At 57.2% G+C, this 23,053-nt stretch carries 20 protein-coding genes; 15 read left to right on the top strand and 5 right to left on the bottom strand.

The window, feature by feature from the left end:
- The first annotated feature begins 14 nt into the window (after positions 1-14).
- From DXY38_RS05625 to DXY38_RS13975, 9 genes are all read left to right on the top strand, one after another.
- Positions 15-1,151, top strand: a complete 1,137-nt coding sequence (locus DXY38_RS05625; RefSeq protein WP_115070916.1) for a TRAP transporter substrate-binding protein — start codon at positions 15-17, stop codon at positions 1,149-1,151.
- Positions 1,148-1,717 (top strand): TRAP transporter small permease subunit, encoded by a 570-nt coding sequence (locus tag DXY38_RS05620; protein ID WP_115070806.1) that lies wholly within the window; start codon positions 1,148-1,150, stop codon positions 1,715-1,717. Before DXY38_RS05625 ends, DXY38_RS05620 begins: the two co-directional genes overlap by 4 nt.
- 14 nt (positions 1,718-1,731) lie before the next feature.
- The gene (locus tag DXY38_RS05615; protein WP_170952865.1) at positions 1,732-3,105 is read left to right on the top strand and encodes a TRAP transporter large permease subunit; all 1,374 of its coding nucleotides are present in this window, start codon (positions 1,732-1,734) and stop codon (positions 3,103-3,105) included.
- Between the two features lie 36 nt (positions 3,106-3,141).
- Positions 3,142-4,917: a diflavin flavoprotein gene (locus tag DXY38_RS05610; protein ID WP_115070804.1), complete on the top strand. Its 1,776-nt coding sequence runs from the start codon at positions 3,142-3,144 to the stop codon at positions 4,915-4,917.
- Entirely contained in the window at positions 4,917-6,746 is a 1,830-nt protein-coding gene (locus DXY38_RS05605; RefSeq protein WP_115070803.1) for a diflavin flavoprotein, read from the top strand. The genes DXY38_RS05610 and DXY38_RS05605 overlap by 1 nt, the downstream gene beginning before the upstream one ends.
- A 65-nt stretch (positions 6,747-6,811) precedes the next feature.
- On the top strand, positions 6,812-7,525 hold the full coding sequence (locus tag DXY38_RS14140) for a rubrerythrin family protein (RefSeq protein ID WP_115070802.1): 714 nt from the start codon (positions 6,812-6,814) through the stop codon (positions 7,523-7,525).
- 131 nt (positions 7,526-7,656) lie between these two features.
- Positions 7,657-8,181 carry an NADPH-dependent FMN reductase gene (locus DXY38_RS05595; RefSeq protein ID WP_115070915.1) on the top strand — a complete coding sequence of 175 codons (525 nt, stop codon included), beginning with the start codon at positions 7,657-7,659 and terminating at the stop codon, positions 8,179-8,181.
- Positions 8,178-8,924 carry a pirin-like bicupin family protein gene (locus tag DXY38_RS05590; protein ID WP_115070801.1) on the top strand — a complete coding sequence of 249 codons (747 nt, stop codon included), beginning with the start codon at positions 8,178-8,180 and terminating at the stop codon, positions 8,922-8,924. Before DXY38_RS05595 ends, DXY38_RS05590 begins: the two co-directional genes overlap by 4 nt.
- Positions 8,925-9,143: 219 nt before the next feature.
- Positions 9,144-9,350 carry a hypothetical protein gene (locus DXY38_RS13975; RefSeq protein ID WP_115070800.1) on the top strand — a complete coding sequence of 69 codons (207 nt, stop codon included), beginning with the start codon at positions 9,144-9,146 and terminating at the stop codon, positions 9,348-9,350.
- Between the two features lie 24 nt (positions 9,351-9,374).
- On the opposite strand, the gene DXY38_RS05580 is transcribed toward DXY38_RS13975, so the two are convergent.
- The 4 genes from DXY38_RS05580 to DXY38_RS05565 all read right to left on the bottom strand — a co-directional run bounded on the left by DXY38_RS05580 (position 9,375) and on the right by DXY38_RS05565 (position 14,458).
- Positions 9,375-9,644: a hypothetical protein gene (locus tag DXY38_RS05580; protein ID WP_006854152.1), complete on the bottom strand. Its 270-nt coding sequence runs from the start codon at positions 9,642-9,644 to the stop codon at positions 9,375-9,377.
- Positions 9,645-9,738: 94 nt separating this feature from the next.
- Positions 9,739-12,675 (bottom strand): aminomethyl-transferring glycine dehydrogenase, encoded by a 2,937-nt coding sequence (gcvP, locus tag DXY38_RS05575; RefSeq protein ID WP_115070799.1) that lies wholly within the window; start codon positions 12,673-12,675, stop codon positions 9,739-9,741.
- A 68-nt stretch (positions 12,676-12,743) separates the two neighbouring features.
- The gene (gcvH, locus tag DXY38_RS05570; RefSeq protein ID WP_115070798.1) at positions 12,744-13,133 is read right to left on the bottom strand and encodes a glycine cleavage system protein GcvH; all 390 of its coding nucleotides are present in this window, start codon (positions 13,131-13,133) and stop codon (positions 12,744-12,746) included.
- A gap of 20 nt (positions 13,134-13,153) precedes the next feature.
- The gene (locus DXY38_RS05565; RefSeq protein ID WP_244279021.1) at positions 13,154-14,458 is read right to left on the bottom strand and encodes a methionine gamma-lyase family protein; all 1,305 of its coding nucleotides are present in this window, start codon (positions 14,456-14,458) and stop codon (positions 13,154-13,156) included.
- A gap of 164 nt (positions 14,459-14,622) precedes the next feature.
- Between DXY38_RS05565 and DXY38_RS05560 the strand changes: the two genes are divergently transcribed.
- Positions 14,623-15,486: a fatty acid desaturase gene (locus DXY38_RS05560; protein ID WP_006854156.1), complete on the top strand. Its 864-nt coding sequence runs from the start codon at positions 14,623-14,625 to the stop codon at positions 15,484-15,486.
- On the opposite strand, the gene DXY38_RS05555 is transcribed toward DXY38_RS05560, so the two are convergent.
- On the bottom strand, positions 15,474-16,226 hold the full coding sequence (locus DXY38_RS05555; protein ID WP_115070797.1) for a hypothetical protein: 753 nt from the start codon (positions 16,224-16,226) through the stop codon (positions 15,474-15,476). The genes DXY38_RS05560 and DXY38_RS05555 overlap by 13 nt on opposite strands.
- Before the next feature lie 51 nt (positions 16,227-16,277).
- On the opposite strand from DXY38_RS05555, the gene DXY38_RS05550 reads away from it, so the two are divergent.
- The 5 genes from DXY38_RS05550 to DXY38_RS05530 form a co-directional block, all read left to right on the top strand.
- A complete protein-coding gene (locus tag DXY38_RS05550; protein WP_115070796.1) occupies positions 16,278-17,210 on the top strand; it encodes a fatty acid desaturase in 933 nt (310 codons plus the stop codon).
- A gap of 42 nt (positions 17,211-17,252) precedes the next feature.
- Positions 17,253-17,711: a 50S ribosomal protein L9 gene (gene rplI, locus DXY38_RS05545; RefSeq protein WP_006854159.1), complete on the top strand. Its 459-nt coding sequence runs from the start codon at positions 17,253-17,255 to the stop codon at positions 17,709-17,711.
- 62 nt (positions 17,712-17,773) lie between these two features.
- Positions 17,774-19,189, top strand: a complete 1,416-nt coding sequence (dnaB, locus tag DXY38_RS05540) for a replicative DNA helicase (RefSeq protein WP_115070795.1) — start codon at positions 17,774-17,776, stop codon at positions 19,187-19,189.
- 143 nt (positions 19,190-19,332) lie between these two features.
- Positions 19,333-22,902, top strand: a complete 3,570-nt coding sequence (locus tag DXY38_RS05535) for an Ig-like domain-containing protein (RefSeq protein WP_115070794.1) — start codon at positions 19,333-19,335, stop codon at positions 22,900-22,902.
- A gap of 39 nt (positions 22,903-22,941) precedes the next feature.
- Positions 22,942-23,053, top strand: a 112-nt coding sequence (locus DXY38_RS05530) for an FAD-dependent oxidoreductase (protein WP_115070793.1), incomplete at its 3' end; no start/stop codon positions are given.

Raw genomic sequence — 23,053 nt, 5'->3', positions numbered from 1 at the left:
TGAGGATGCAAGCCATGCAACGACGGCAGCTGCTTCGCAGCAGTGGTCAGGCGGCAACGGCAGCTGCAGCGGCTGCAGCTTTGAGTGCCTGCACCATCCGCCGAGCGGAAGAGACGCGCGCAAGCGGCCTTCCTCAAGTGCGCTGGCGCATGGCCACCAGCTGGCCTGTCTCCCTCGACACCATCTATGGGGGGGCCGTCACCATCTGCCAACGCGTCGAGGCGATGAGTGGTGGAGCCTTCCGAATTGAACCTTTTGCAGCGGGCGAAATCGTCCCCGGCCTGGAAGTGCTGGATGCCGTTCAAGCCCGTTCGGTGGAATGCGGCCACACCGCCAGTTACTACTACATCGGCAAAAACCCAGCCTTTGCCTTTGGAACGGCCGTACCGTTTGGCTTGTCTGCCCAACAGCAAAACACCTGGCTTTATTACGGCGGCGGCAACGAGGACATGAATGCCCTATTTGCGGATTTCGGAGCGATCAGTTTCCCGGCCGGGAACACGGGCGGACAACTGGGAGGGTGGTTTAAAAAACCGGTCCAAAATCTTGCATCTCTCCAGGGCTTGAAGATGCGTATCCCCGGGCTAGGGGGAAAGGTGATGGCCAAATTGGGCGTGAATGTCCAGGTGCTTCCTGGTGGAGAGATTTACCTGGCTCTCGAGCGGGGCACGATCGATGCCGCCGAATTCACCGGCCCCTATGACGATGAAAAGCTTGGCTTGGCAAAAGCCGCAAAGCACTATTACTACCCTGGTTGGTGGGAGCCGGGTCCAACGCTGATGGCGCTGGTTAACCGCAAAGCCTGGTCCGACCTCCCCAAGGAGTATCAAGCCATGTTCAGCACGGCCTGCTACGAAGCCAACTTGGGGATGTTGAGCGATTACGAATGGCGAAACAGCGAAGCCTTGCAACGCATCACCCGCCAAGGCATCAAGCTCGAGCGCTACAGCGACGACATTCTCAAAGCCGCCCGCAGCGCTAGCTCGGAGATCTTCCAGGAGCTCGCCGATGCCGATGCAGGGTTTAAAGCGCTGCTCGAGCGCTGGCGCCTGTTCCGCCGAGACACCAGAAGCTGGAACACCATCAATGAATTGCCGCTCGCTGAATTTGATGACAGCAGCGAGGGCGATCAACCAGGAGAGCAGCGATGAACGGTCGCTTGGCAGGTCTGGCGCGCATGCTCGACGGAATCAATGCTGCTGCCGCCTGGGTTGCGCGCTGGTCGGTCTTGCTGATGCTCGCGATCGGCTTCTGGAATGTGGTGGGCCGCTATGTGGGATCAGCGATCGGGATCAACCTGAGCAGCAACGGGCTGATCGAAGCCCAGTGGTACTTATTCGATCTCATTTTCTTGCTCGGACTGGGCTGGACGCTGCAAAAAAACGGCCACGTTCGCGTTGATGTGCTGCAAAGCCGCTGGAGCGCCCGCCGCCGAGATCGTCAAGAACTCCGTTCTTTGCTCCTGTTATTGCTGCCATTTGCCTTTGGGGTGATGGCCCTCTCGATGGCACCAGCGCTGCGCGCTTGGAGCATTGGAGAGATGTCTCCCGATCCTGGTGGGTTACCTCGCACCTGGCTGAAGTCGCTGATCCCAGTGGGGTTTCTATTGCTGGGTCTCCAGGGAGTGGCGGAATCCTTGCGGCTGCGCTGGAAGCTGATGCACGGGGATGAGCCATCTGATAACCAGCACCCCGCTCAGGGAGAAAAGGACCTGTGATTGAAATTGAATCCATGGGTTGGGTGCTGAGTTTCGACCCCTCAGCGGTCCTCGCACCCGGCATGTTTCTGGCCCTGATCGTGGCCCTGCTCAGTGGATTCCCTGTGGCCTTCTGCCTGGGGGGCATCGGTGTGATCTTCGCGTTGCTCGGGATGCTCAGCGGCGAAATCGAACCTCAATTCGTCACGGCGCTCCCCCAACGAATTCTGGGAATCATGGGCAACTTCACGTTGCTGGCAATCCCGGCCTTCGTGTTTATGGGATCGATGCTGGAAAGTTCAGGCATCGCTGAACGCTTGCTCGAGAGCATGGGTCGCCTGCTGGGACGCGTCCGCGGCGGACTGGCCCTCGCCGTCGTGCTCGTTGGCTCACTGCTTGCCGCCACCACCGGGGTGGTCGCTGCAACGGTCACCACCATGGGCATGATTTCCCTGCCGGCCATGTTGAAGGCTGGCTATGACAAAACTCTGGCCACGGGCGTGATCGTGGCTTCGGGCACCCTGGGCCAGATCATCCCTCCAAGCATCGTGCTGGTCGTGCTCGGCGATCAGTTGGGAATCTCCGTTGGAGACCTCTTCATGGGCGCCTTGCTTCCTGGCCTGCTGATGGCTGCGGTGTTTGCGATCTATGTGCTGATCATCAGTGCGATCAAGCCCGAACTCGCACCCCAGCTCCCTGAATCGGAGCTGGGCACCACCCAGCCGCTGCAGCTGGTGCAATCGATGCTGCCGCCCTTGTCCTTGATCCTGATCGTGCTGGGGAGCATCTTTTTCGGCATCGCCACCCCAACGGAAGCGGGCGTGATTGGTGCGGTAGGCGCCATCCTTCTGGCCGCTCTCAATGGAGGCTTCAGCCGCAAGCAACTCTCCAACGTGTGCGAAAGCACGATGAGAACCACAGCCATGGTGATGGCGATCCTGCTGGGATCCACCGCCTTCAGTCTTGTCTTCCGAGGAGTCGGCGGCGATCAACTCATTGCTGATGTGCTCCTCAACCTCCCGGGAGGTCGGGTTGGATTCCTGGTGTTCAGCATGCTGATCATCTTTTTGCTCGGCTTCTTCATCGATTTCTTTGAAATCGCCTTCATTGCAGTGCCGTTGCTTTTACCAGCAGCGCGGCAGCTGCTGGGCCCCGATGCTCTGATCTGGTTTGGCGTGATGATCGGGGCCAATCTGCAAACGTCCTTTCTCACGCCACCCTTCGGATTCGCTCTCTTCTATCTCCGCGGCGTCGCCCCCCAGGACGTGAGAACCCAGGATATCTATCGGGGGGCGTTGCCTTTCGTTGGCTTGCAGGTGGCGGTTTTGGCTTTGATCATCGCCGTGCCGGGCCTGGTGGACTGGTTACCGCGTCTTGCCGCTGCGATGACACCCATGCCGCTGACCTGATCTTCTCCGTAGAGTTCAGGTCAGCGAGTAACTGCCATGGCCACCTCCAGCTTGAAGCCATCAGTGACTGCAGCAAGCACCAGTCCGAGGCTCTCCCTTCAATCGGAAGTGATTGCTGCTGACAGCAGCACGATTCGATCCCTCGACTGGGAGCGAAGCCGTTTCGATATTGAATTTGGCCTCCGCAACGGCACCACCTACAACGCCTTTTTGGTGCGAGGGGAACGCACCGCCTTAATCGATACGAGTCACGCCAAATTTCGCGACACCTGGCTGCCCCTCTTAAAGGAACAAATCGATCCAACCCAGATCGATCACCTGATCGTGAGCCATACCGAGCCAGACCACTCAGGGCTGATTGGAGACCTGATTGAGCTGAACCCTGAGATCGAAATTGTTGGATCCAAGGTGGCGATTCAATTCCTCAAAGATCAGGTCCACAGGCCCTTCCGCTCCCGAGCCGTGAAAAGCGGAGAAGAGCTCGATCTCGGCACCAATCCTGAGAGCGGGGTACACCATCGCTTTGAGTTTTTAAGCGCACCCAACCTCCACTGGCCGGACACGATTTTTTCGTTTGATCACGGCAGCGGAATTCTCTACACCTGCGATGCCTTTGGGCTGCACTACTGCTCCGAGGACGTCTTTGACAGCGATCCTGGCGCCATTGCCCCGGATTTCCGCTTCTACTACGACTGCTTAATGGGGCCCAATGCCCGCAGTGTGCTTCAAGCGCTCAAGCGCATGGATGGTCTGCCAGAGATCAACACCATCGCAGTAGGTCATGGCCCCTTGCTTCGCCATCACCTCAGCCACTGGATCAACGATTACCGCGAATGGAGCGGACAACGCAACAAGGGCGAAAGTTATGCGGCTGTTTGTTATTTGAGTCAATACGGCTTCTGTGATCGCCTCAGTCAGGCGATCGCCCACGGCATCGGCAAGACCGAGGCTCAGGTCCAGCTTGTCGACCTGCGCGCCACCGATGCCCAAGAGCTCACAGCCCTGATCAGCGAAGCCAAGGCCGTGGTGGTTCCCACCTGGCCAGCGCAAGCAGATGCTGAACTGCAAAGCAGCATTGGAACGTTGTTGGCTGCCTTGCATGGCAAGCAACTTGTAGGGGTCTACGACGCCTTTGGTGGCGATGACGAGCCCATCGATTCCGTGGCCGGTCAACTACGCAGCCAGGGACAAAAGGAGGCCTTCCCCCCTCTCCGCATTCGCCAGCTTCCACAAGGTGGTGACTACCAGCGCTGCGAAGAATCAGGCACTGACCTCGGCCAGCTGTTGACACGCGACAAAACGATCGCAGCCATGAAAAGTTTGGACGGGGATCTCGATAAAGCGTTAGGCCGTCTCAGCGGAGGGCTTTATGTGGTCACGGCCAGCCAGGGCGACGGTGACAGCTTGCGCCGCAGCGCGATGGTGGCGAGTTGGGTGAGTCAGGCCAGCTTCACCCCACCAGGCATCACCGTGGCCGTGGCCAAAGACAGGGCGATCGAGGCTCTGATGCAGGTGGGGGATCAATTTGTGCTGAATATTCTCCGAGAGGACAACCATCAACAACTTCTCAGACATTTTCTTAAACGCTTCCCACCGGGCGCCGACCGTTTCGCAGGCATCAATGTGCTGGAGGAGGAGGCTGAGGGCGGCCCCGTTCTCGGAGATGCCCTGGCCTACCTCGGCTGTCGTGTCGAACAACGCCTGGAAGGTCCCGATCACTGGGTGATCTATGCCGTGGTGGAGCAGGGGAACGTAGCTGATGCCAATGCCATCACCGCCGTCCATCACCGCAAAGTAGGAAATCACTACTGATGGCGACCTCCAACCTCGAGGCCCCTTCGGCCGTGACCCGGCAAGTGATCCAATTGCCGATCGATGAAGGACTCACCTGCCTGCGGGGGCTGAGTCCCCAACGGCTCCGGTTCGAATTGGAATATGCGCTGGAACGGGGCAGCACCGCCAATAGTTTTCTGTTCGATGCGGGCACGGATGGCGAGGGCCAGCATCAGACCGCCCTCCTGGTGCATCCTCCTGGCAAGGCTTATGGGAAGGCCTTCCTTCTGGCTCTCGCCGATCGGCTTCCCGCCCAAACCAAGGCGCTGAAGGTTGTGGTGGGCCACGTCAACCCCAACAGGGTGGCCCTACTCCGTGAACTGGCGGGCCTTTATCCCGAGCTCGAACTGATTGCTTCCAACGCTGGAGCCAAGCTTTTAAGGGAACTCTGGTCACAACGCAAACCTGCCGCCCCGGGGCAGGAGAACGACCAGCCAGCCATCCCCGACCTGCCCGCCATCCAGGTGATCCGCCAAGAGCAAACGCTGCCTCTCAGCCATCTCCACCAGCTACAGCTCGTTCCCGCTCCCACCCCCCGATGGCCAGGGGGGCTGTTGGCGTTTGAAGAGTCCCTCGGACTGTTGATGAGCGGCAAGCTGTTTTCGGCGCACATCTGCACCGAGCAATGGGCTGAGTCCGGTCGCAGTGCAACGGAAGAAGAGCGGCGTCACTTTTACGACTGCTTGATGGCACCGATGGCCGGCCAGGTGGACTTCCTGGTGGAACGCCTCGAAGAGCTTGATATCACCACGGTGGCACCGGGCCACGGTCCAGCCATCGATACAAGCTGGCGCAGCTTGTTCAATGACTACCGGCGCTGGGGAGACAGCCAACAGCAAGCCAGCTTGTCGGTTGCATTGCTGTTTGCCAGCGCTTACGGAAACACCGCTGCCATTGCGGATGCCTTAGCGCAAGGTGTGGGCCGCACGGGGATTCGAATCACCAGTCTCAACTGTGAATTCACCCCTCCCGACGAGCTGATCAACACGATCAAACAAGCCGATGGCATTTTGATCGGCTCCCCAACGCTCGGCGGCCATGCGCCAACCCCGATCGTCTCCGCCTTGGGAACGCTCCTTGCCGAAGGAGATCGCAGTAAACCCGTGGGGGTGTTTGGCAGCTTTGGCTGGAGCGGTGAAGCGATCGACCTCCTCGAAAACAAGCTTCGCGACGGCGGATTTCACTTTGCGTTCGACCCCATCCGGGTGAAGTTCAGCCCCGACGCAGCGATGATTCGAACCCTCGAAGAAACCGGCACCCGGTTCGGTCGCGAGTTGCATCGAGAGCAACGCAAACAGCAACGCCGCAGCGGAGGCGGGCTGAGCGAAAGCCGCAGTGACCCTGCCGTTCTGGCCCTGGGTCGGGTCGTGGGATCTCTCTGCGTTCTCACCGCTCGAAAGGGTGAACTCTCCGGCGCCATGATTGCGAGCTGGGTCACCCAAGCCAGCTTCACGCCACCGGGATTCACCGTGGCAGTTGCGAAGGATCGAGCGGTTGAGGCCCTCCTGCACATCGGCGATTGCTTTGCTTTGAACGTGCTCGCTGAAAGGCGCGAGAGCGGACCCATGAAGCAATTCCTGCAACCGTTTGAACCTGGAGCCGATCGCTTTGCCGGCTTAGAACTGAAGGCCAGCCCAAGTGAACAGCCCTTGCTGCCAGACGCCCTAGCGTGGATGGAGGCCACAGTGAAGCAACGCATGGAATGCGGGGATCACTGGCTGATTTACGCCGAGGTCTCCCATGGCGGCGTGCTCGATTCCGATAGCACCACCGCGGTGCATCAGCGACGCAGTGGTGCTAATTACTAGCTCCAACGACTAGCGCTAACTCATAACGAGTATGAGTTAGTATTCAAGGATCGACCAATGAACTGATGGATCTCTCCAAGCCGTCCACCCAGGCCAACCTCGAAGCGGCCTTTGGCGGCGAAAGCATGGCCAATCGCAAGTATTTGTTCTTTGCTGATGTCGCCAAGAAGCTCGGCCGCAGCGATCTCGCCAAGCTTTTCCGCGACACCGCCGCCCAAGAGACAGAACACGCGTTTGCTCACTTCCGCCTGCTGCATCCGGAACTTGTCTTTGACGACCCCAGTGCACTTAGCGATGACGACAAACAAGCGTTGCTGACGCGCTGCCTTGAGCTTGCCATCGAAGGCGAAACCTACGAATACACCACGATGTATCCGGAGTTTGCTGCGCAAGCCCGCAACGATCGCGATCATGGGGCCGCGGCTGAGTTCGTCGAACAAACCAGCGAATCCAAAGAACACGCAGGCATCTTTAAAACAGCGGCCAAGAACTTCGGGCTGCTCACTCCCATCGAACAGCACCATGCCGAGTCTTATGGCGTTGCCCTTGAAGCCCTTCAAGGCAAGGGCTCGGCGGGACAGGCCGATGACCCCGTACCCGGCAAATGGATCTGCACAGTGTGCTCGATGATTTATGACCCCTCAGAGGGCGATCCCGACTCCGGAATTGCGCCCGGCACACCCTTCGAAGCGATTCCAGATGATTGGTCCTGCCCCATTTGCGGAGTGCGCAAAGCCAGCTTCGTGCCCTACCGGGAAGCGGAATTAAAGGCCGCCTGACGCTCGCCTCAGGCGTGCAGAACATCCAGCACTGGCAGCCCTCAAGCTCAGGGACCGCTCTGCGAGGGCCGCCATGATTTCAAAGAAGAGGTAACAGCCAAGATGCAGCGTGAAGGGTGGAAATTCTGGGCATGAACAAACCAAACACGAGCGATGTCTTGGTGATCACCGCCAGCAACGGCGAAAACCTCAAGCTGGCGCAACGTTTCGTAGAGACAGCAGGGACCCTGGGCCAATCAGCCGACCTGCTTGATCTCACGACCATCGACCTGCCCTTGTTCACCCCCAGGGCGCAATCCAAAGCCACGCCGGAGGCGGTTCCCCCCCTCGAGGCGTTGCTGATGGCCTCTCCCCGTTGGGTGATTTGCGCACCCGAATACAACGGCTCGATTCCGCCCTGCCTCACCAATGCCATTGCCTGGTTGTCGGTTCAAGGTGACGACTTTCGGGCGCTCTTCAACGGTCGGCCGATCGCCATCGCCACGTTCTCAGGAGGCGGGGGCATGGAACTGCTTCTGTCTCTTCGCATCCAACTCACGCACCTCGGGGCCGAAGTTGTGGGTCGTCAATTGCTCAGCAATCACTCCAAACCAGCCAAGGACGACAGCATCCAGGACCTGCTGCAACGCCTAGGACAAAAGCAACCGATTCAATGAGTCCGCCCAAGATCACAAACCATCCAGCCCTGGTCTTCCGTCCCGCCCAAGAACGCTTTCACAGTGTTTTGGACTGGCTCGATTCATGGCATAGCTTTTCCTTTGCTGATCATCACGATCCCGACTGGATGGGATACGGACCTCTACGCGTCATCAATGACGACACGATTTCTGCAGGTCGGGGGTTTGGCATGCATCCCCATCGCGACATGGAGATCATCACGGTGATGATCGAGGGCGAGCTCCAACATCAGGATTCAGCCGGAAACAGCGGTGTCATTCAGGCTGGAGATGTGCAGCGGATGAGCGCCGGAACTGGAATCAGGCACAGCGAAATCAATAAAAGCGAACAAAGCTGCCGGTTGCTGCAGATCTGGATCGAACCCAGCCAGCAAGGACTCGCGCCTGCCTATGAGCAACGCAGGATTGCCCTGACCGATCAGACATGGATCCCAGTGCTGGATCCCCACAACCGAGAAGCCATGGCGATTGCGCGCCCGATTCAGCTCTGGCGCCTACGTCTTGCCCAAGGCAAAAGCATTGAACTGCCAGACCTCGCCTATCCCCAGGCATGGCTTCAGATGATCAATGGGGCGATCTCGATCTCCGGAGCAAACGCTGCATCCCTATCGAACCTTGGCCGAGGCGATGGATTTGGTTTTTATCCAGCGCAAGCAGGCATCAACCAAATCCATTCCTCAAGCAATCAAACCGACTTACTCCTATTTGGGCTGAACCAATAGATCACTTACAGATACACCAAACTCAAAATATTTGTTGTATCAATGCCATCAAAACGACTCTCAGGACACGTTTTGGCAGGCCAGGCGCTGACCCAATGAGCCAAAAACAGTCAAATACTGACAATTGAAAAAGAAATCTAAAGAGAATCAGCTGCTAGCGCTTAATTTTACTTTTTTGCCCTGAAATGGTTTCGTTATCACCCAACAACCCCAGCTTCCATGGGATTTCTTGGCGAACCACAATTCGCAGTGCGCTACCGCGGATTCCTTTTAATGCAACAACCAAATAAAAGTTGGTTGGTTCGACCAGAACGAAGCCCGATGCAACTTCTCCCGTTTAGGACAGGTATCTGTTCGCTTGAGTATGCAAAATCTCTCGTCGACTGGAAACTCGAAGCAGGATCGAACTTAATAGAAGTTGCTTAGGAAGTTGCTTCGTTCAATAACTGTTTAAGCCGCTTGCGGAGGCGTGGGTGATCCATTGGGCTGCAAGGGCAACACCAACGTTGCCCAACGTTCTGGACGCTCTGGGCGAACTCGGCGAGAACGACGGACTCCAAAAGGAACACGCACCACATTGGTGCCCTCAATAACAAGGGTATGACCTCTGCCTAATGCTGCTTGCAAGCACTCGGGCAGATCAGGCAACTGAAGAGACTCGCCTGATGCCGTGGGAGTGACAGCTCCTTGACCGTGAATGTTGGAAATGTCGCTGCTCATGTTGTCTCCTGAGACGGAGCAATTGCCGATCAGTGTGCAAACAGGTCAGCATGCGTGAATGAAATCGAAAGTTTTATTTCCGATTTCAATGAACTTACCGCATTGCAACGGGTTCGGCCATCTCTTCAACGCTCGGACAGGTGCAAATTAAATTTCGATCGCCAAAAGCGTTATCAATGCGTGCCACGGAAGGCCAAAACTTGTTGCTGGCTTGCTCGGGAAGCGGAAACGCAGCCTGCTGGCGGCTGTAAGGACGGTCCCAGCTCTCGGCTGTGACTGCAGCCAGCGTGTGCGGTGCACGGCGCAGGGGGTTGTTCTCCCGATCCATGGATCCGTCTTCGATCGCAGCGGCTTCAACGCGAATGGCAATCATCGCGTCGCAGAACCGATCCAGCTCTTCCAAACTCTCGCTTTCCGTAGGTTCCACCATCACCGTGCCCGCCACAGGCCAACTCACCGTTGGGGCATGAAAGCCAAAGTCCATCAAGCGTTTCGCCAGATCATCCACTTCCAACCCAGCGGTTCGCTTGAGGCCCCGCAAATCCAGGATGCATTCATGGGCGACCAGCCCACTCTCCCCTCGAAACAACACGGGGTAGTGCGCATCCAAGCGACTCGCCAAATAGTTAGCGGAGAGAAGGGCAATGGCCGTGGCCTGACGCAGCCCAAAAGGACCCATCAAGCGCAAATACATCCAGCTGATGGGCAAGATGCCAGCACTTCCCCATGGGGCCGCGGACACAGCCTGGATTGCCTGCTCTCCACCACAGGCCATGAGCGGATGGCCGGGTAGGAACGGCAGCAGATGCGACGCCACCCCAATCGGACCAACCCCTGGGCCACCACCACCGTGAGGGATGCAGAAGGTCTTGTGCAAATTCAGGTGGCAAACATCAGCCCCAAAAGAGCCAGGCCTGCAAAGCCCAACCTGCGCATTCAAATTGGCCCCATCGAGATAGACCTGCCCTCCGTGCTCATGCACGAGCGCACAAATTTCGCGAATACGAACCTCGAACACGCCGTGCGTTGAGGGATAGGTGACCATCAAGGCCGCGAGGGATGCGCTGTGTTGCTCCGCTTTGGAGCGCAGATCCTCCACATCCACATTGCCCTCGTCATCGCAAGCCACCGGCACCACACGCATGCCCGCCATCACGGCGCTAGCTGGGTTCGTGCCATGGGCACTCGTGGGAATCAAGCAAACATTTCTGGAGGCTTCGCCGCGGGAGCGATGCCAGGCACGAATCACCAGCAGCCCCGCATATTCGCCCTGCGATCCGGCATTGGGCTGGAGCGACACACCAGCGAAACCGGTGAGTGCCGCCAACCAAGTCGCGAGGTCCTGAACCATGCGCTGGGAACCCTGCTGCTGATCTAGCGGTGCAAAGGGATGCATCGCGGCGAATTCTCGCCAACTCACAGGAACAAGTTCTGAAGCCGCATTGAGCTTCATGGTGCAGCTCCCCAGGGGGATCATTCCGTGCACCAAAGAAAGATCCCTGCTGACCAAGCGCTGGATATAGCGCATCAGTTCGGTTTCACTGTGGTAGCGGTGAAACACCGACTGTTGAAGCCAGGGCGCTCGGCGACAGGGAACGCCACTCAACGATGCGTCGCTGCTCCGCTCATCCAGATTCGCTGGGATAGGAGCCTCTACCGCTTGCGCCAACACCGCAATCAGACGATGGATCTCGTCTGAATCGGAGAGTTCATCCAGGCTGACTCCAAAGCCCTGAGCCGTCTCGACGGAAGCTCCATCCGGCAAGACCCGCAAATTGATGCCTTCGCGTGCTGCCAGGCGATGGACCTGGGGTGCCATCGATCCGTAGACATCAAAACTGTCAAAGCGAGGCGACGCCTCAAGCGAATAGCCCAACTGACGCACCGCCTCCTCAAGCTGAAGCCGCAGGGCCACAAGCTTGTGAGCCATCGCCTCCAGCCCTTCCGGGCCGTGATGAATGGCATAAAACGACGCCATCACAGCCAGCAGCACTTGGGCCGTACAAATGTTGCTCGTGGCTTTGTCGCGTCGAATGTGCTGCTCACGGGTCTGCAAGGCCAACCGAAACGCTGGCTGGCCATCCGCATCGCGAGACTGGCCCACAATCCGACCGGGCACCTGGCGGCGAAACGCATCGCGGGTGGCAAAAAACGCGGCATGGGGGCCGCCTCCACCCATCGGCACACCAAAACGCTGGGTGCTGCCAACAGCGATGTCGGCACCAAGCTCACCAACCGGTGCCAGCAACACCTGGGCAAGAGGGTCCACGGCCACGGTGACAAGGGCACCGCTGTCATGGGCTGCGGCGATACAAGCGGACGGATCCCAAAGACGCCCACAACGGCCTGGGAGTTGAAGCAACACCCCAAAAACGTCGTCACCCCAGCGGAACGCCTCGGGCTCCACCACCTCCAGCTCCACCCCAATCGGTAGGGCCCTGGTTTGCAAAACGGCCAAGGTCTGGGGCAACACAGCGGCGTCCACCAGAAAGCGCTTGGCTTCCGGCCGGCGACAGGCGGCCAAGCTCAGGCCCATCGCTTCTGCAGCGGCCGTGCCTTCATCGAGCAGCGAGGCGTTGGCGATCGGTAAGCCCGTGAGCTCGCTGATCAGGGTTTGGAAGTTGAACAGCGCTTCCAGGCGACCCTGGGCGATCTCCGCTTGATAAGGGGTATAAGCCGTGTACCAGGAGGGGTTTTCCAACACCTGACGTTGAATCACCGCTGGCGTGACGGTGTCGTAGTAGCCAAGGCCAATCAGCGATCGGCGAACCTGATTGGCATCCGCCAAGCCACGCAGCTCCGCCAATGCACTGGCTTCCGTGCACCCACGGGGAAGGGTCTCAACAGGAGGCAGGGAATCAAAAATATTGGCCGGTACAACGGCTCGTAAAAAAGTATCGAGATCACTAAATCCCAGCTCCTTCAACATCCGCTGTTGCGCTTGCTCACCAGGGCCGATGTGCCGACTTACGAACGGAGACAGTGGCTCAGCCACCGACGCGTCAGACACACGCTGTTCAAGCAAGGTCAAAAGGCCGGTTGCGATGACCGCGACTGTAAGGAAGTCCCCGCCGCATTGACGGCCTGATCAAGCTTCGGTTACTCAGCCGCCACCTTGGCGCTGTAGGTGGCTGAATCCATCAACTCCTCCATCTGGGAAGGCTCTGATGGGCGAATGACCAAAAGCCAACCCTCCCCATGTGGATCGTTCTGAAGCTCCTCAGGATTGCCCAGCACCGCTTCATTGCGCTGAACCACTTCGCCCGTGATCGGCGTGTACATCTCTTCAACGGCCTTCACCGATTCCACGGTTCCAAAGCTGGTTCCACGGCTGAGCTCAGACCCCACCTCAGGCAGATCCACAAACACGATGTCGCCGAGCTGATCCACGGCATAGGCGCTCAGCCCAACCCGCACGAGCTCCGCTTCTTGACGAACGTATTCATGGCTGTCGGCGAACCGAAACTGGTCGGGGAAGTCGAAGGCCATCGGGCCACGAGATGCGGTTGTTAGTCAGTCTGCGCCAGATCAACCCAACCTGCCGTCAACAACGCGGCAAGGGCCCTGATCAGAGCCAGCTCTACATGGGCGCGATGGGTTCCCCCCTGCACATAAAGATTGAAAGGTTCTCGCAGGGGAGCATCTGCAGAAAATTCACTGGTGCTGCCATCGATGAAGGTGCCGCCAGCCATCACCAAGTCACTGGCGTAACCAGGCATCGGCGCAGGCACCGGGTCGAGATAGGAGCCCACGGGTGAGATTCCCTGGAAAGCCCGACAAATCAATTTCAAGGCGTCTGGGTCTCCGATCTGCACCGCCTGAATGAGATCACTGCGAGGCTCCCCTGCAGAGGGCTGCACGGAATAGCCAAGATCAGCAAACACAGCCGCCACCAAATCAGCCCCAATCAAGGCTTCCGCCACCATCTGCGGAGCGAGAAATAAGCCCTGCAACAGCAGGCGATGCAGGTCAAAACCACTGCCGCCCTCGCTGCCAATTCCTGGAGCGGTCAGCCTGCAGCACGCCTGTTCCACCAGGGAGGCCCGCCCTGCCACATAGCCGCCAGCGGGAGCGATCGTGCCCCCGAGATTCTTAATCAGCGAACCGGCCACCAGATCGGCACCGACCTCCGGTGGCTCCCGCTCCTCCACCAACTCTCCATAACAGTTATCAACGAAACACACGCAATCGGGCTGGCGGGCATGAATGCGCTCACAGAGGCGGCCGATCGTGTCGATCGAGAGCGATGGGCGCCAGCTATATCCGCAGCTGCGCTGAATCAACACCAGCCGGCGGGGTGTTTCTAGAGCCGCATCCAAGGCCACCTCATCGACCGCTCCAGAGTCGAGCAGGGGAAGTTCGTCGTAGTGCACGCCAAAGTCCCGCAGAGACCCCTGCCCCTCTCCCCTTAAACCGATCACCTCTTCAAGAGTGTCGTAGGGGCGACCGGTGATCGAAAGCATCCGCTCTCCAGGGCGCAACACCCCAAACAGAGCAGCCGCAATGGCATGGGTGCCACTCACAAATTGAAGTCTCACCGCCGCGGCTTCGGCGCCAAGCACCCTGGCAAAGACACGATCGAGCACCTCTCGTCCCTGATCGCCATGGCCATAGCCGCTCACAGACGCGAAATGCTGCGTCCCAACGCGCTCAGCAGCGAAGGCATTCAACACCTTTTCCAAGCGAACCGACACGCCTGCCGTGCGCTGCTCTGCCATGGGCTTGAGCCGATCTCGCGCTTGGCGAATGCGCGCTTCCGCCCACGCTTCAGCGGCCTTTGCCGCCATCACGTCATTCGCAGGATTTGAACCCATCACTTCTTATTCGCACTTTTTGTGCTGAGTTCTTTTACATTCGCATCTTCCAACCGACTCAAAATTCGCCGACTTCTGGTCGTCTGAATCCCTAGATCCGGTGCAAGGAGACTCTTTTGGTCACATCCACCCAGGCTGACGCCAACACCAAACGCGAGCTGCGCATGCGCGCAGCCGTGATGGCGCCGCGTCAGACGCTCCCCTCACAACAACGCCGCCTCAAAGGTGGGACCACCAGCTTCATGGTGGTCATCCACGTGCTGGCAACGGTGGCCTTACTGCCACGCTTTTGGAGCTGGCAGGGTCTGGTTGCCTTCGGCGTTCTGTACTGGATGACCGTGCTTGGCGTCACCCTGGGCCTGCATCGGCTTGTGGCGCACCGCAGCTTTGAAGTGCCTGGTTGGCTGGAACGGGTTCTCGTGGTGATGGGCACCCTGGCCTGCCAGAGCGGACCGATCGATTGGGTGGCGTTGCATCGCCACCATCACCGCTTTTCCGATCAGCCCAATGATCATCACGATGCGGGGCGGGGCCTGTGGTGGAGCCACAGCGAATGGATGCTCCATGACATCCCGGCTTTAAAAGAGAAGCATCGCTATGCGGGCGATCTGCTGAGTGATCGTTTCTATGTCTGGCTTGACCGCTGGTTCCTCTTGCTCCAAATCCCCCTGGGGTTAGCTCTGTATTGGTATGGAGAGGCTGCAGGCGTGCACGGTGGTGGCGTCGGCCTCGTTCTCTGGGCCATTCCTTTGCGTCTTGCCGTTGTGTATCACGTGACTTGGCTGGTGAATTCCGCCACGCACGCGTTTGGCTACCGGAACTTCAACAGCCCTGATCTGTCACGCAACTGCTGGTGGGTGGCGGTGCTCTCCTTTGGAGAGGGCTGGCATAACAACCACCATGCCTATCCAGATAGCGCCCGCCACGGCTTGCGCTGGTTCGAGTTCGACATCACCTGGATGCACATCCGACTGCTGCGCAAACTCGGACTCACCCGCAAAGTGCGACAGGCCCGCTACTCCGGCTGATCGTCGCGGGTTGACTGGCTGGGGAGACGGCGTCGCAATTCCTCCAGGAATGCGGCTGGCGTCTTCCCGTTTTGACCATCCAGAGCGAGGTAGGTGGCGTGGAGATCGAGAAACTCCCCATCAAGCTCCTCGGCTGAGTAATCACGCAATCCCGCCATAACGGCGGCGAAGCGTTCACGGCGTTGGCTTTTTCCGACTGGATAGGCGCTCATCAACTGATCGCGACACTGACGCCATGACTGCCCTCTGCAGAGAGAATCTGCAAGCGCTGCACTTAAGGCGGCCGCCTCCACAGGATCAATGCGCCAATCAAAACCCGGTGGCAACGGGGCAAGGCCTACGAAGATCTCCAACAACTCCCCTGCTCCGAGCGGCGTGCCGTTGGCGCTGACAACAGGCACAGCGCTCACCTTGAGCACCTTGAGCAGATCGGGATGCACCTCAGCGAGATGCTCTTGGATCGGATCCAAGCCTGCGTTGAGGATCGCGTTGGCTTGCCCAAGGGCCAGGAACACCTCGGGGCCAGGAGAGGCGAGCTTGCCGTTGCGCAGGTTCGAAATTTGGGAGTTGTGAACACGGCCGAGATCGAGAGCATCCGCGAGGGCGGGCAACACCTTGTGAGACCAGCCATTGCGCTCATGCCAGACATGGATCAAGTGCGCCATCGCCCGACGGCCCTCATCGAGCCGATCCCGGTAACCCTTGGTCACATGATCAGAAACGACTTCCTCCTTTGTCACTTGATACGGATCCTTATTAGGTGTAGCTTATGGACATCAAGCGGATTAGGCATGGTTTCAAGCACGATCAGAACTCCTTCGCCGCCCAGTCGGCCGGCAGCTTCGCACCTGGCAGCGGCTCAAGCAAGGCTTCTTTATCGTCCACGCAAGGGTGAACCGGCAAACAGCCCTAAAAATCACCAGCATTCCGTCACGATTGGATTCATGATCGTGATTCACGCCCTCGCGGTTGTGGCCCTCCTGCCTGGCTTCTGGAGCTGGCCTGCGGTCACCAGCCTGCTGGTGCTGTACTGGGTCACAGCCTGCCTCGGCGTCACCCTTGGCTATCACCGCCTTTTAACGCACCGATCCTTCCGCCTACCCACTTGGCTAGAACGATTTTTTGCCACCTGCGGTGCCCTGAGCTGCCAACACGGCCCCATCGATTGGGTGGGGCTGCACCGGCATCACCACAAGTTTTCTGATACGGATGCAGATCATCACAACAGCCATCGCGGCTTTTGGTGGAGCCACATGGGCTGGATGTTTCACCCGATCGAAGCCATGCCTGCGGTGCCTCGTCTCACCGGCGATCTCGCAAGCGATCCCTATTACCGCTGGCTGAATGCCCACTTCCTCTGGCTCCAGCTCCCCCTTGGTTTGCTGTTGTTCTGGATCGGCACCGCCACAGGTGCCGGCGGTTGGGCCCTGGTGTTGTGGGGCATTCCCTTGCGCTTGGTGGTCGTCTATCACGTCACCTGGCTGGTGAACTCCGCCACCCATTGCTGGGGCAACGTTGTCTTCGACAGCGGTGACGCATCACGCAACAACAAATGGGTGGCGGCACTGACCTTCGGCGAAGGCTGGCACAACAATCACCACGCTTTCCCCCATTCCGCACGCCATGGCATGCAACCGGGTCAGATCGATCTCACTTGGGAACACATCCGCCTGATGCGCGCCTTAGGGCTCGCAACCAAGGTGCGCCTACCGGTCGCGTCGTAAACTTCGCAATCGCTTCTCATCGTCAACCTCTTCTAAATCGCCATGGCCAAGCGCGTACAAGTCGTACTCAATGAGGACATCCTCAGCCTGGGCCGTAATGGCGATCTGGTTGATGTAGCACCCGGATACGCCCGCAACTTCCTGCTTCCCTTTGGGAAAGCTGTTCCCGTCACCCCCGCAGTGATGAAGCAGGTGGAGCACCGCAGGGCCAAGGAGGCCGAGCGCCAAGCCACCCTCAAGCAGGATGCTGTGGCGTTCCGCACCGCTCTCGACACGATCGGACGGTTCACTGTGAAGAAGCAAACCGGCGGAGACGACGTGCTGTTTGGCACCGTGACCAACGGCGATGTTGCCGAAGCGATCGAAGCAGCTACCAAGAAAGAAGTGGATCGCCGCGATATCACTGTTCCCGATATCCACCGCACAGGCTCCTACAAGGTGCAGGTGAAGCTGCACAGCGAAGTCACAGCAGAAATCAACCTCGAAGTCGTCAGTTATTGATTTCTGGCATCGCCGTCACGGCCAGCCAGAGTGTGGTCACTTAACGGCGCCAGTTCACTGCCATGGTGAGTGTCTCCCAACCCGATCACAGCGCGAGTGAAGGTGGGGGACAGCGGGGCTACGGCAAGGGCCGTCCACGCGATGAGCCCAATTTCGAAGCCCTCCCCGATTCGCTTCCCCCGCAAAACCTGGAGGCTGAAGAAGCTGTTTTAGGGGGAATCCTGCTCGACCCCGATGCCATCGGCCGCGTCGCCGACGTGCTCCAACCCGAGGCGTTCTATCTAGGAGCCCACCGGGAGATCTTCCGCACCGCGGTGATGCTCCATAGCCAGGGCAAACCCACCGATCTCACGGCGATGACCGCCTGGCTGGCCGATACGGGATCGCTCGACAAGGTTGGTGGTAGCGGCCGTTTGGTGGAGCTGGTGGAACGGGTGGCATCCACCGCCTCGATCGAACAGGTGGCCCGGCTGGTGATGGATAAGTTCCTACGCCGGCAGCTGATCCGCTCCGGCAATGAGGTGATTCAGCTGGGCTTTGACCAAAGCCTGCCGATGGAGCAGGTGCTGGATCAGGCCGAACAGAAAATTTTTGCGATCAGCCAAGAGAAGCCTTCTAAAGGACTGACTCCAACGGCAGAGATCCTCACCAGCACCTTCAACGAGATCGAAAGCCGATCGCTGGGCACCTCGGTGGCGGGCATTCCGGTGAACTTCTACGACCTGGATGCGATGACCCAAGGCCTGCAACGCAGTGACCTGATCATCGTGGCCGGCCGCCCAGCGATGGGCAAAACCTCGATCGTGCTCAACCTGGCCAAAAACGTGGCGCAATTGCACAACCTTCCGGTGTGCATCTTCAGCTTGGAGATGAGCAAAGAACAGCTCACCTACCGGCTGCTCTCAATGGAGGTTGGCATCGAAGCAGGCCGCCTGCGCACCGGCCGGCTGCAACAGGAGGAATGGCCCTTGCTGGGCCAAGGAATCAACACCCTGGGGCAATTACCGATGTACATCGATGACAAACCCAACTCAGGGGTGCTCGAAATGCGTTCGCTCTGCCGGCGGCTGATGGCCGAACAAGGCAAGGAACTAGGGCTGGTGGTGATTGATTATCTGCAACTGATGGAAGGATCAACCCCCGACAACCGGGTCCAAGAAATCTCGCGAATCACCAGAGGGCTCAAGGGCATGGCCCGCGAACTCAACGTGCCAGTGATCGCCCTCTCTCAGCTCAGCCGCGGGGTGGAATCGCGCACCAACAAACGCCCCATGCTCAGTGACCTGAGGGAATCAGGCTCCATTGAGCAAGACGCCGACCTGGTGCTGATGATCTATCGCGATGAGTACTACAACCCGGAAACTCCCGACCGGGGAATCACCGAAGTGATCGTGACCAAGCACCGCAACGGCCCCGTTGGCACCGTGAAACTGCTGTTCGAGCCCCAGTTCACTCGCTTCCGCAACCTGGCGGCGTAATCCAATCGAGCCGCTCTGAAAGAAGGATTTCAGCTCATCGGCTGGTTTGATCCGAATCGTGCAAGGAATAGACGTCATCCCCCGTTTGGGGGATACAGATCAGGCCACCACTTCTGAGAATTAGCTGAGTAGCCAATGAGAACTTGCCCGCAACCTCCGCACTGGTAGATCGCAGCCTTGCCCTGGCGGGAGGAAGCCAACACGCGTTCTGCGCAAGGCAGCGCACAGCAAGCAGCCTCGAGTCACGGGGAAATAACGAAACACATCACCGACGAAAACAAGCGAACCGTCTCGTCGCGACCAATCACAACATCAAAGATGTTGAATGGCTCCAAAGCCTGAATGAAGAGATCGCCTGGATCCAAGGTGATCCAGTGCACGCAATATCGCAACAATTAAATCAGAACAGACAGGCAGGCAAAGCGACAAATGAGCTGCACATTGTTGCCCATGCAAGCAATGGTGAGATCAAGATCGGCAACACATTCCTCACGAAGAAGTATTTAGAGGATTCGGCCCATCCTCTCCAAACCTGGGGACTTCAATCGATCTATCTGTGGAGCTGCGAAGCAGGACGAAACACAGAACTCATCGAAACACTCGGCAAACTGACAGGCGCTGAAGTTTTCTCGAGCAACTCGGCAATCAACAGAAATCAGCACACACTCCGAAACAGTGAAGGGAACAGAGTTTCTCTTAGAACCCTAATCAGCCAAAAAGAACTTCAAGAATGGAATGGCAAGCTATCAAGCCCAGAAAACAATGAAAGCAACCGTCTCCAAAACAGCGAGGCTGTCTCCGATGAAAATATCAATGCAAATCAATTAGGGGGCTCTGAAGATACAAACCAAGAATCAGCTCCAAACGCAGCATCAACAGAAAATGTAACCAGTCAAGACACTTCCATCCAAGCAAAGAGCATCAGCTCTCTTAAACAGACAAACGAAGGCAGATCAGGCATCGATTCATCACCTGAATCGCCATCAATCATCAACGAAACACCTATTAATAATGCAGATTCAAGCAATAGCGTTCAAACGACAAGTGAAAACTCTGGATCAGATTTAAGCCTGACGGGCAACGCTGAAACAGCAAGAAGAGAGGCTCAACAAGCCGAAGCAAAAACACCAATCACAGTGGGCACCCTGGAGGAGTTATGGCACCCCCAACTCCAGAAGTGGGCAGCCGAGGGTGCGCTCTCGAATGCAGCTAGCGAAGCGTTACACCTTGATTCCAGCCACCAGTCAGACCAGCTCGACGCCTTAATCGCACGCCTTACCGCAGGCGAGACAAGTGACATCCCCCCGATTGAACTTGTGCAGCAGGAAGATATGGGCGGCGCCATGGGCGCCTATGCAACCTCTAACCAAACAATTTATATCAACAATGAATGGGTTCAAACAGCCAGCAACGTTGAAGCCATCAAGGTTCTGACCGAAGAATACGGGCATCACCTTGACGCACTCCTCAACGACACCGATACAGCAGGAGACGAAGGTCAATACTTTGCAAATTTGTTAATCGATACACACACCATATCAAACAAAAATAATTACATTCGAGCCAATGATCATGGACAGATTTACCTCAACGGAGAAGCAATTAAGGTTGAATTCTCAAACACGATACTTGACACCAATCAACAACGCCTAAGCTTCGTACTCAACCAATGGCTACAACCAACAGCAGGAGATGAAATTATTTATCAAAATGTTATCTCTATTGGCGGCCAAGCAGTTGACGCTGTTTACAGAGTAACAGAACTATCTTCAAATATAAGCATACAAGATTTTGACAGTGAAACCATAGATCAACATTATATTTCTCATTTCTTTTACTCAAGCCAAGCTGGCCATGATTACGTCAAAGCAGAGATAAGTTTTTACAAAAACGGGACATATTCTGGGGGTAGCGGAGATGCAGTCACCCTCGAGAATGTAGTCATCAACTCATATGACATTGACGAACGCCAATACCAGAAATTTAAAGGGATCACTTCTTATGATCTGGCGACCAATAGCGGCCTCACTGTCACCAGCAACTCAGACGGAGTTGTAACTTTTTCCGACGAGACTGGCCTCACTACATCTAACACAGAAGATGAAACTCGGGTACGCGTTTACTACGACTCGATCGACACTTTCGAGATCGAAATGGGTACTTATTATAACGGATCTACTGGTTTACTATATTGGCTTGACTTTTCATTAGGAATTGACTGGGAAGATCCAAGTTCGATAATAAATACGCCAATTGATAACACTCCTCCCACCATTGCCATCTCCTCCGACGTCTCCTCGCTAAAGGCTGGCGAGACCGCTGCTATCTCCTTCACTCTCTCCGAGTCATCAACCAACTTCATCGAATCGGATATCACTCGGTCTGGCGGCACGCTCTCTAATTTCTCCGGCTCCGGCACCTCCTATTCCGCCACCTTTACGCCAGCCACCGACAGCACTACAAACGGCGTCATCCGTGTCGCTAACGACAAATTTTCTGATGCTGCTAGCAACAACAACCAAGACGAATCCGACGCCAATAACACCGTCACTCTCACCGTTGACACCACTGCGCCTTCTCCGCCACCAACACCGTCTCCTTCGCCATCACCGTCTCCTTCGCCATCACCGTCTCCAACCCCTGAGACGTCTCCTTCACCAACACCAGATACCACTTCAGAGAAAGGCGACGTTTATCTCCTCCTCGATACCTCGACGTCCATGCTCCACAGCGAAGGGAAAGATCACAGAAAATTCCAATGCCTGCTAGCACTAGAAGCCTTCGCGAAAGACGCTGAACGCGCTGGATATCAGTTTCAACGCCGCGACACCAACAGCACCATCACATCGACACAATTACTCCAAACTCTGGCCAATCAAACCATCACAGAAGCAATTCAAGAACTCGATAACTACAACATCATTGACAACCCAAATGATGCAAAAAATGCTGACGATATCAACATCCATTTAATCACTTACAACTATCACGTTCAACACAACACCTTCACTCTCTCACGCACCAATCCCAACAGCGGCATCGACACGATGCAAACCATCCTGTCTCTCAAAATGGCAGGAGAGCAGATCGGAAATGCATTAAAAGACAACTCAAAATGGAAAGAGCTGGGCCTCCCCAACCCCAATCGCGACGACCTCTTTCAGGGCGATCCAGACAGACCTTCCAACCTCTACGCCGGCACCGAATTGCTCGGCGCCTTGGAAGGCCTCGACTATCTCCTCACCAACAAAGCCAACGACCCCAACCGGCGCGATCAATCCACCGCCATCTCCCTCATTCTCGATGGCAGGCCAGAACGACGCAGCTGGTGGGACACCAGAACCAATTCCGCCTCTGACTCCCTCACGGGCCTGCCCATTCCGCTTCCCGAAAGCCTCGGCAAAGAAGACATCACCACCTCAGGCCTCCTCTACGACACCGAAGGCAATCCGCACTTTTTCAAAAACAACCAAGGCCAATGGCAGTGGAAAGAGATGCAAACCGATCTCAATGCAGCCCTTGATCGCCTCGCTGATTACTCCGCAGATCCCACCAAAATTCAGGTCAACGCCTACGGCCTGAACAACACCGGCAGCACCTCCCTCGCCGCCACCTATCAAGACCTCTTCTCCAACCAAACCTTCAACAACACCTCTGGAGGCTGGACTTATTCCCACGACATCATCCAATCCCTGCAAGACATCTACTTCTGAACCAGCTGCGGCGCTTCTCCAGCACCGGATAATGAAGGCATGAGCGCTAGCCCTCCCCCCACCGAATGCTTCGACGTGATCGTCGTAGGGGGTGGTCATGCCGGTTGTGAAGCAGCAATCACAGCAGCGCGGCTTGGCCTGAACACCGCCC

The sequence above is a fragment of the Synechococcus sp. UW179B genome, assembly GCF_900474245.1.
Classification (GTDB): domain Bacteria; phylum Cyanobacteriota; class Cyanobacteriia; order PCC-6307; family Cyanobiaceae; genus Synechococcus_C.
The sequence above is the reverse complement of the archived record's forward strand: the minus strand, read 5'-3'. Positions and strand labels throughout refer to the sequence as shown.

Excerpts from the sequence above, each read along its gene's own strand:
- DXY38_RS05625 (WP_115070916.1), top strand. The coding sequence starts at position 15 with ATGCAACGACGGCAGCTGCTTCGCAGCAGTGGTCAGGCGGCAACGGCA.
- DXY38_RS05620 (WP_115070806.1), top strand. The coding sequence starts at position 1,148 with ATGAACGGTCGCTTGGCAGGTCTGGCGCGCATGCTCGACGGAATCAAT.
- DXY38_RS05615 (WP_170952865.1), top strand. The coding sequence starts at position 1,732 with ATGGGTTGGGTGCTGAGTTTCGACCCCTCAGCGGTCCTCGCACCCGGC.
- DXY38_RS05610 (WP_115070804.1), top strand. The coding sequence starts at position 3,142 with ATGGCCACCTCCAGCTTGAAGCCATCAGTGACTGCAGCAAGCACCAGT.
- DXY38_RS05605 (WP_115070803.1), top strand. The coding sequence starts at position 4,917 with ATGGCGACCTCCAACCTCGAGGCCCCTTCGGCCGTGACCCGGCAAGTG.
- DXY38_RS14140 (WP_115070802.1), top strand. The coding sequence starts at position 6,812 with ATGGATCTCTCCAAGCCGTCCACCCAGGCCAACCTCGAAGCGGCCTTT.
- DXY38_RS05595 (WP_115070915.1), top strand. The coding sequence starts at position 7,657 with ATGAACAAACCAAACACGAGCGATGTCTTGGTGATCACCGCCAGCAAC.
- DXY38_RS05590 (WP_115070801.1), top strand. The coding sequence starts at position 8,178 with ATGAGTCCGCCCAAGATCACAAACCATCCAGCCCTGGTCTTCCGTCCC.
- DXY38_RS13975 (WP_115070800.1), top strand. The coding sequence starts at position 9,144 with ATGGGATTTCTTGGCGAACCACAATTCGCAGTGCGCTACCGCGGATTC.
- DXY38_RS05580 (WP_006854152.1), bottom strand. The coding sequence starts at position 9,644 with ATGAGCAGCGACATTTCCAACATTCACGGTCAAGGAGCTGTCACTCCC.
- gcvH (WP_115070798.1), bottom strand. The coding sequence starts at position 13,133 with ATGGCCTTCGACTTCCCCGACCAGTTTCGGTTCGCCGACAGCCATGAA.
- DXY38_RS05565 (WP_244279021.1), bottom strand. The coding sequence starts at position 14,458 with ATGGGTTCAAATCCTGCGAATGACGTGATGGCGGCAAAGGCCGCTGAA.
- DXY38_RS05560 (WP_006854156.1), top strand. The coding sequence starts at position 14,623 with ATGCGCGCAGCCGTGATGGCGCCGCGTCAGACGCTCCCCTCACAACAA.
- DXY38_RS05550 (WP_115070796.1), top strand. The coding sequence starts at position 16,278 with ATGGTTTCAAGCACGATCAGAACTCCTTCGCCGCCCAGTCGGCCGGCA.
- rplI (WP_006854159.1), top strand. The coding sequence starts at position 17,253 with ATGGCCAAGCGCGTACAAGTCGTACTCAATGAGGACATCCTCAGCCTG.
- dnaB (WP_115070795.1), top strand. The coding sequence starts at position 17,774 with ATGGTGAGTGTCTCCCAACCCGATCACAGCGCGAGTGAAGGTGGGGGA.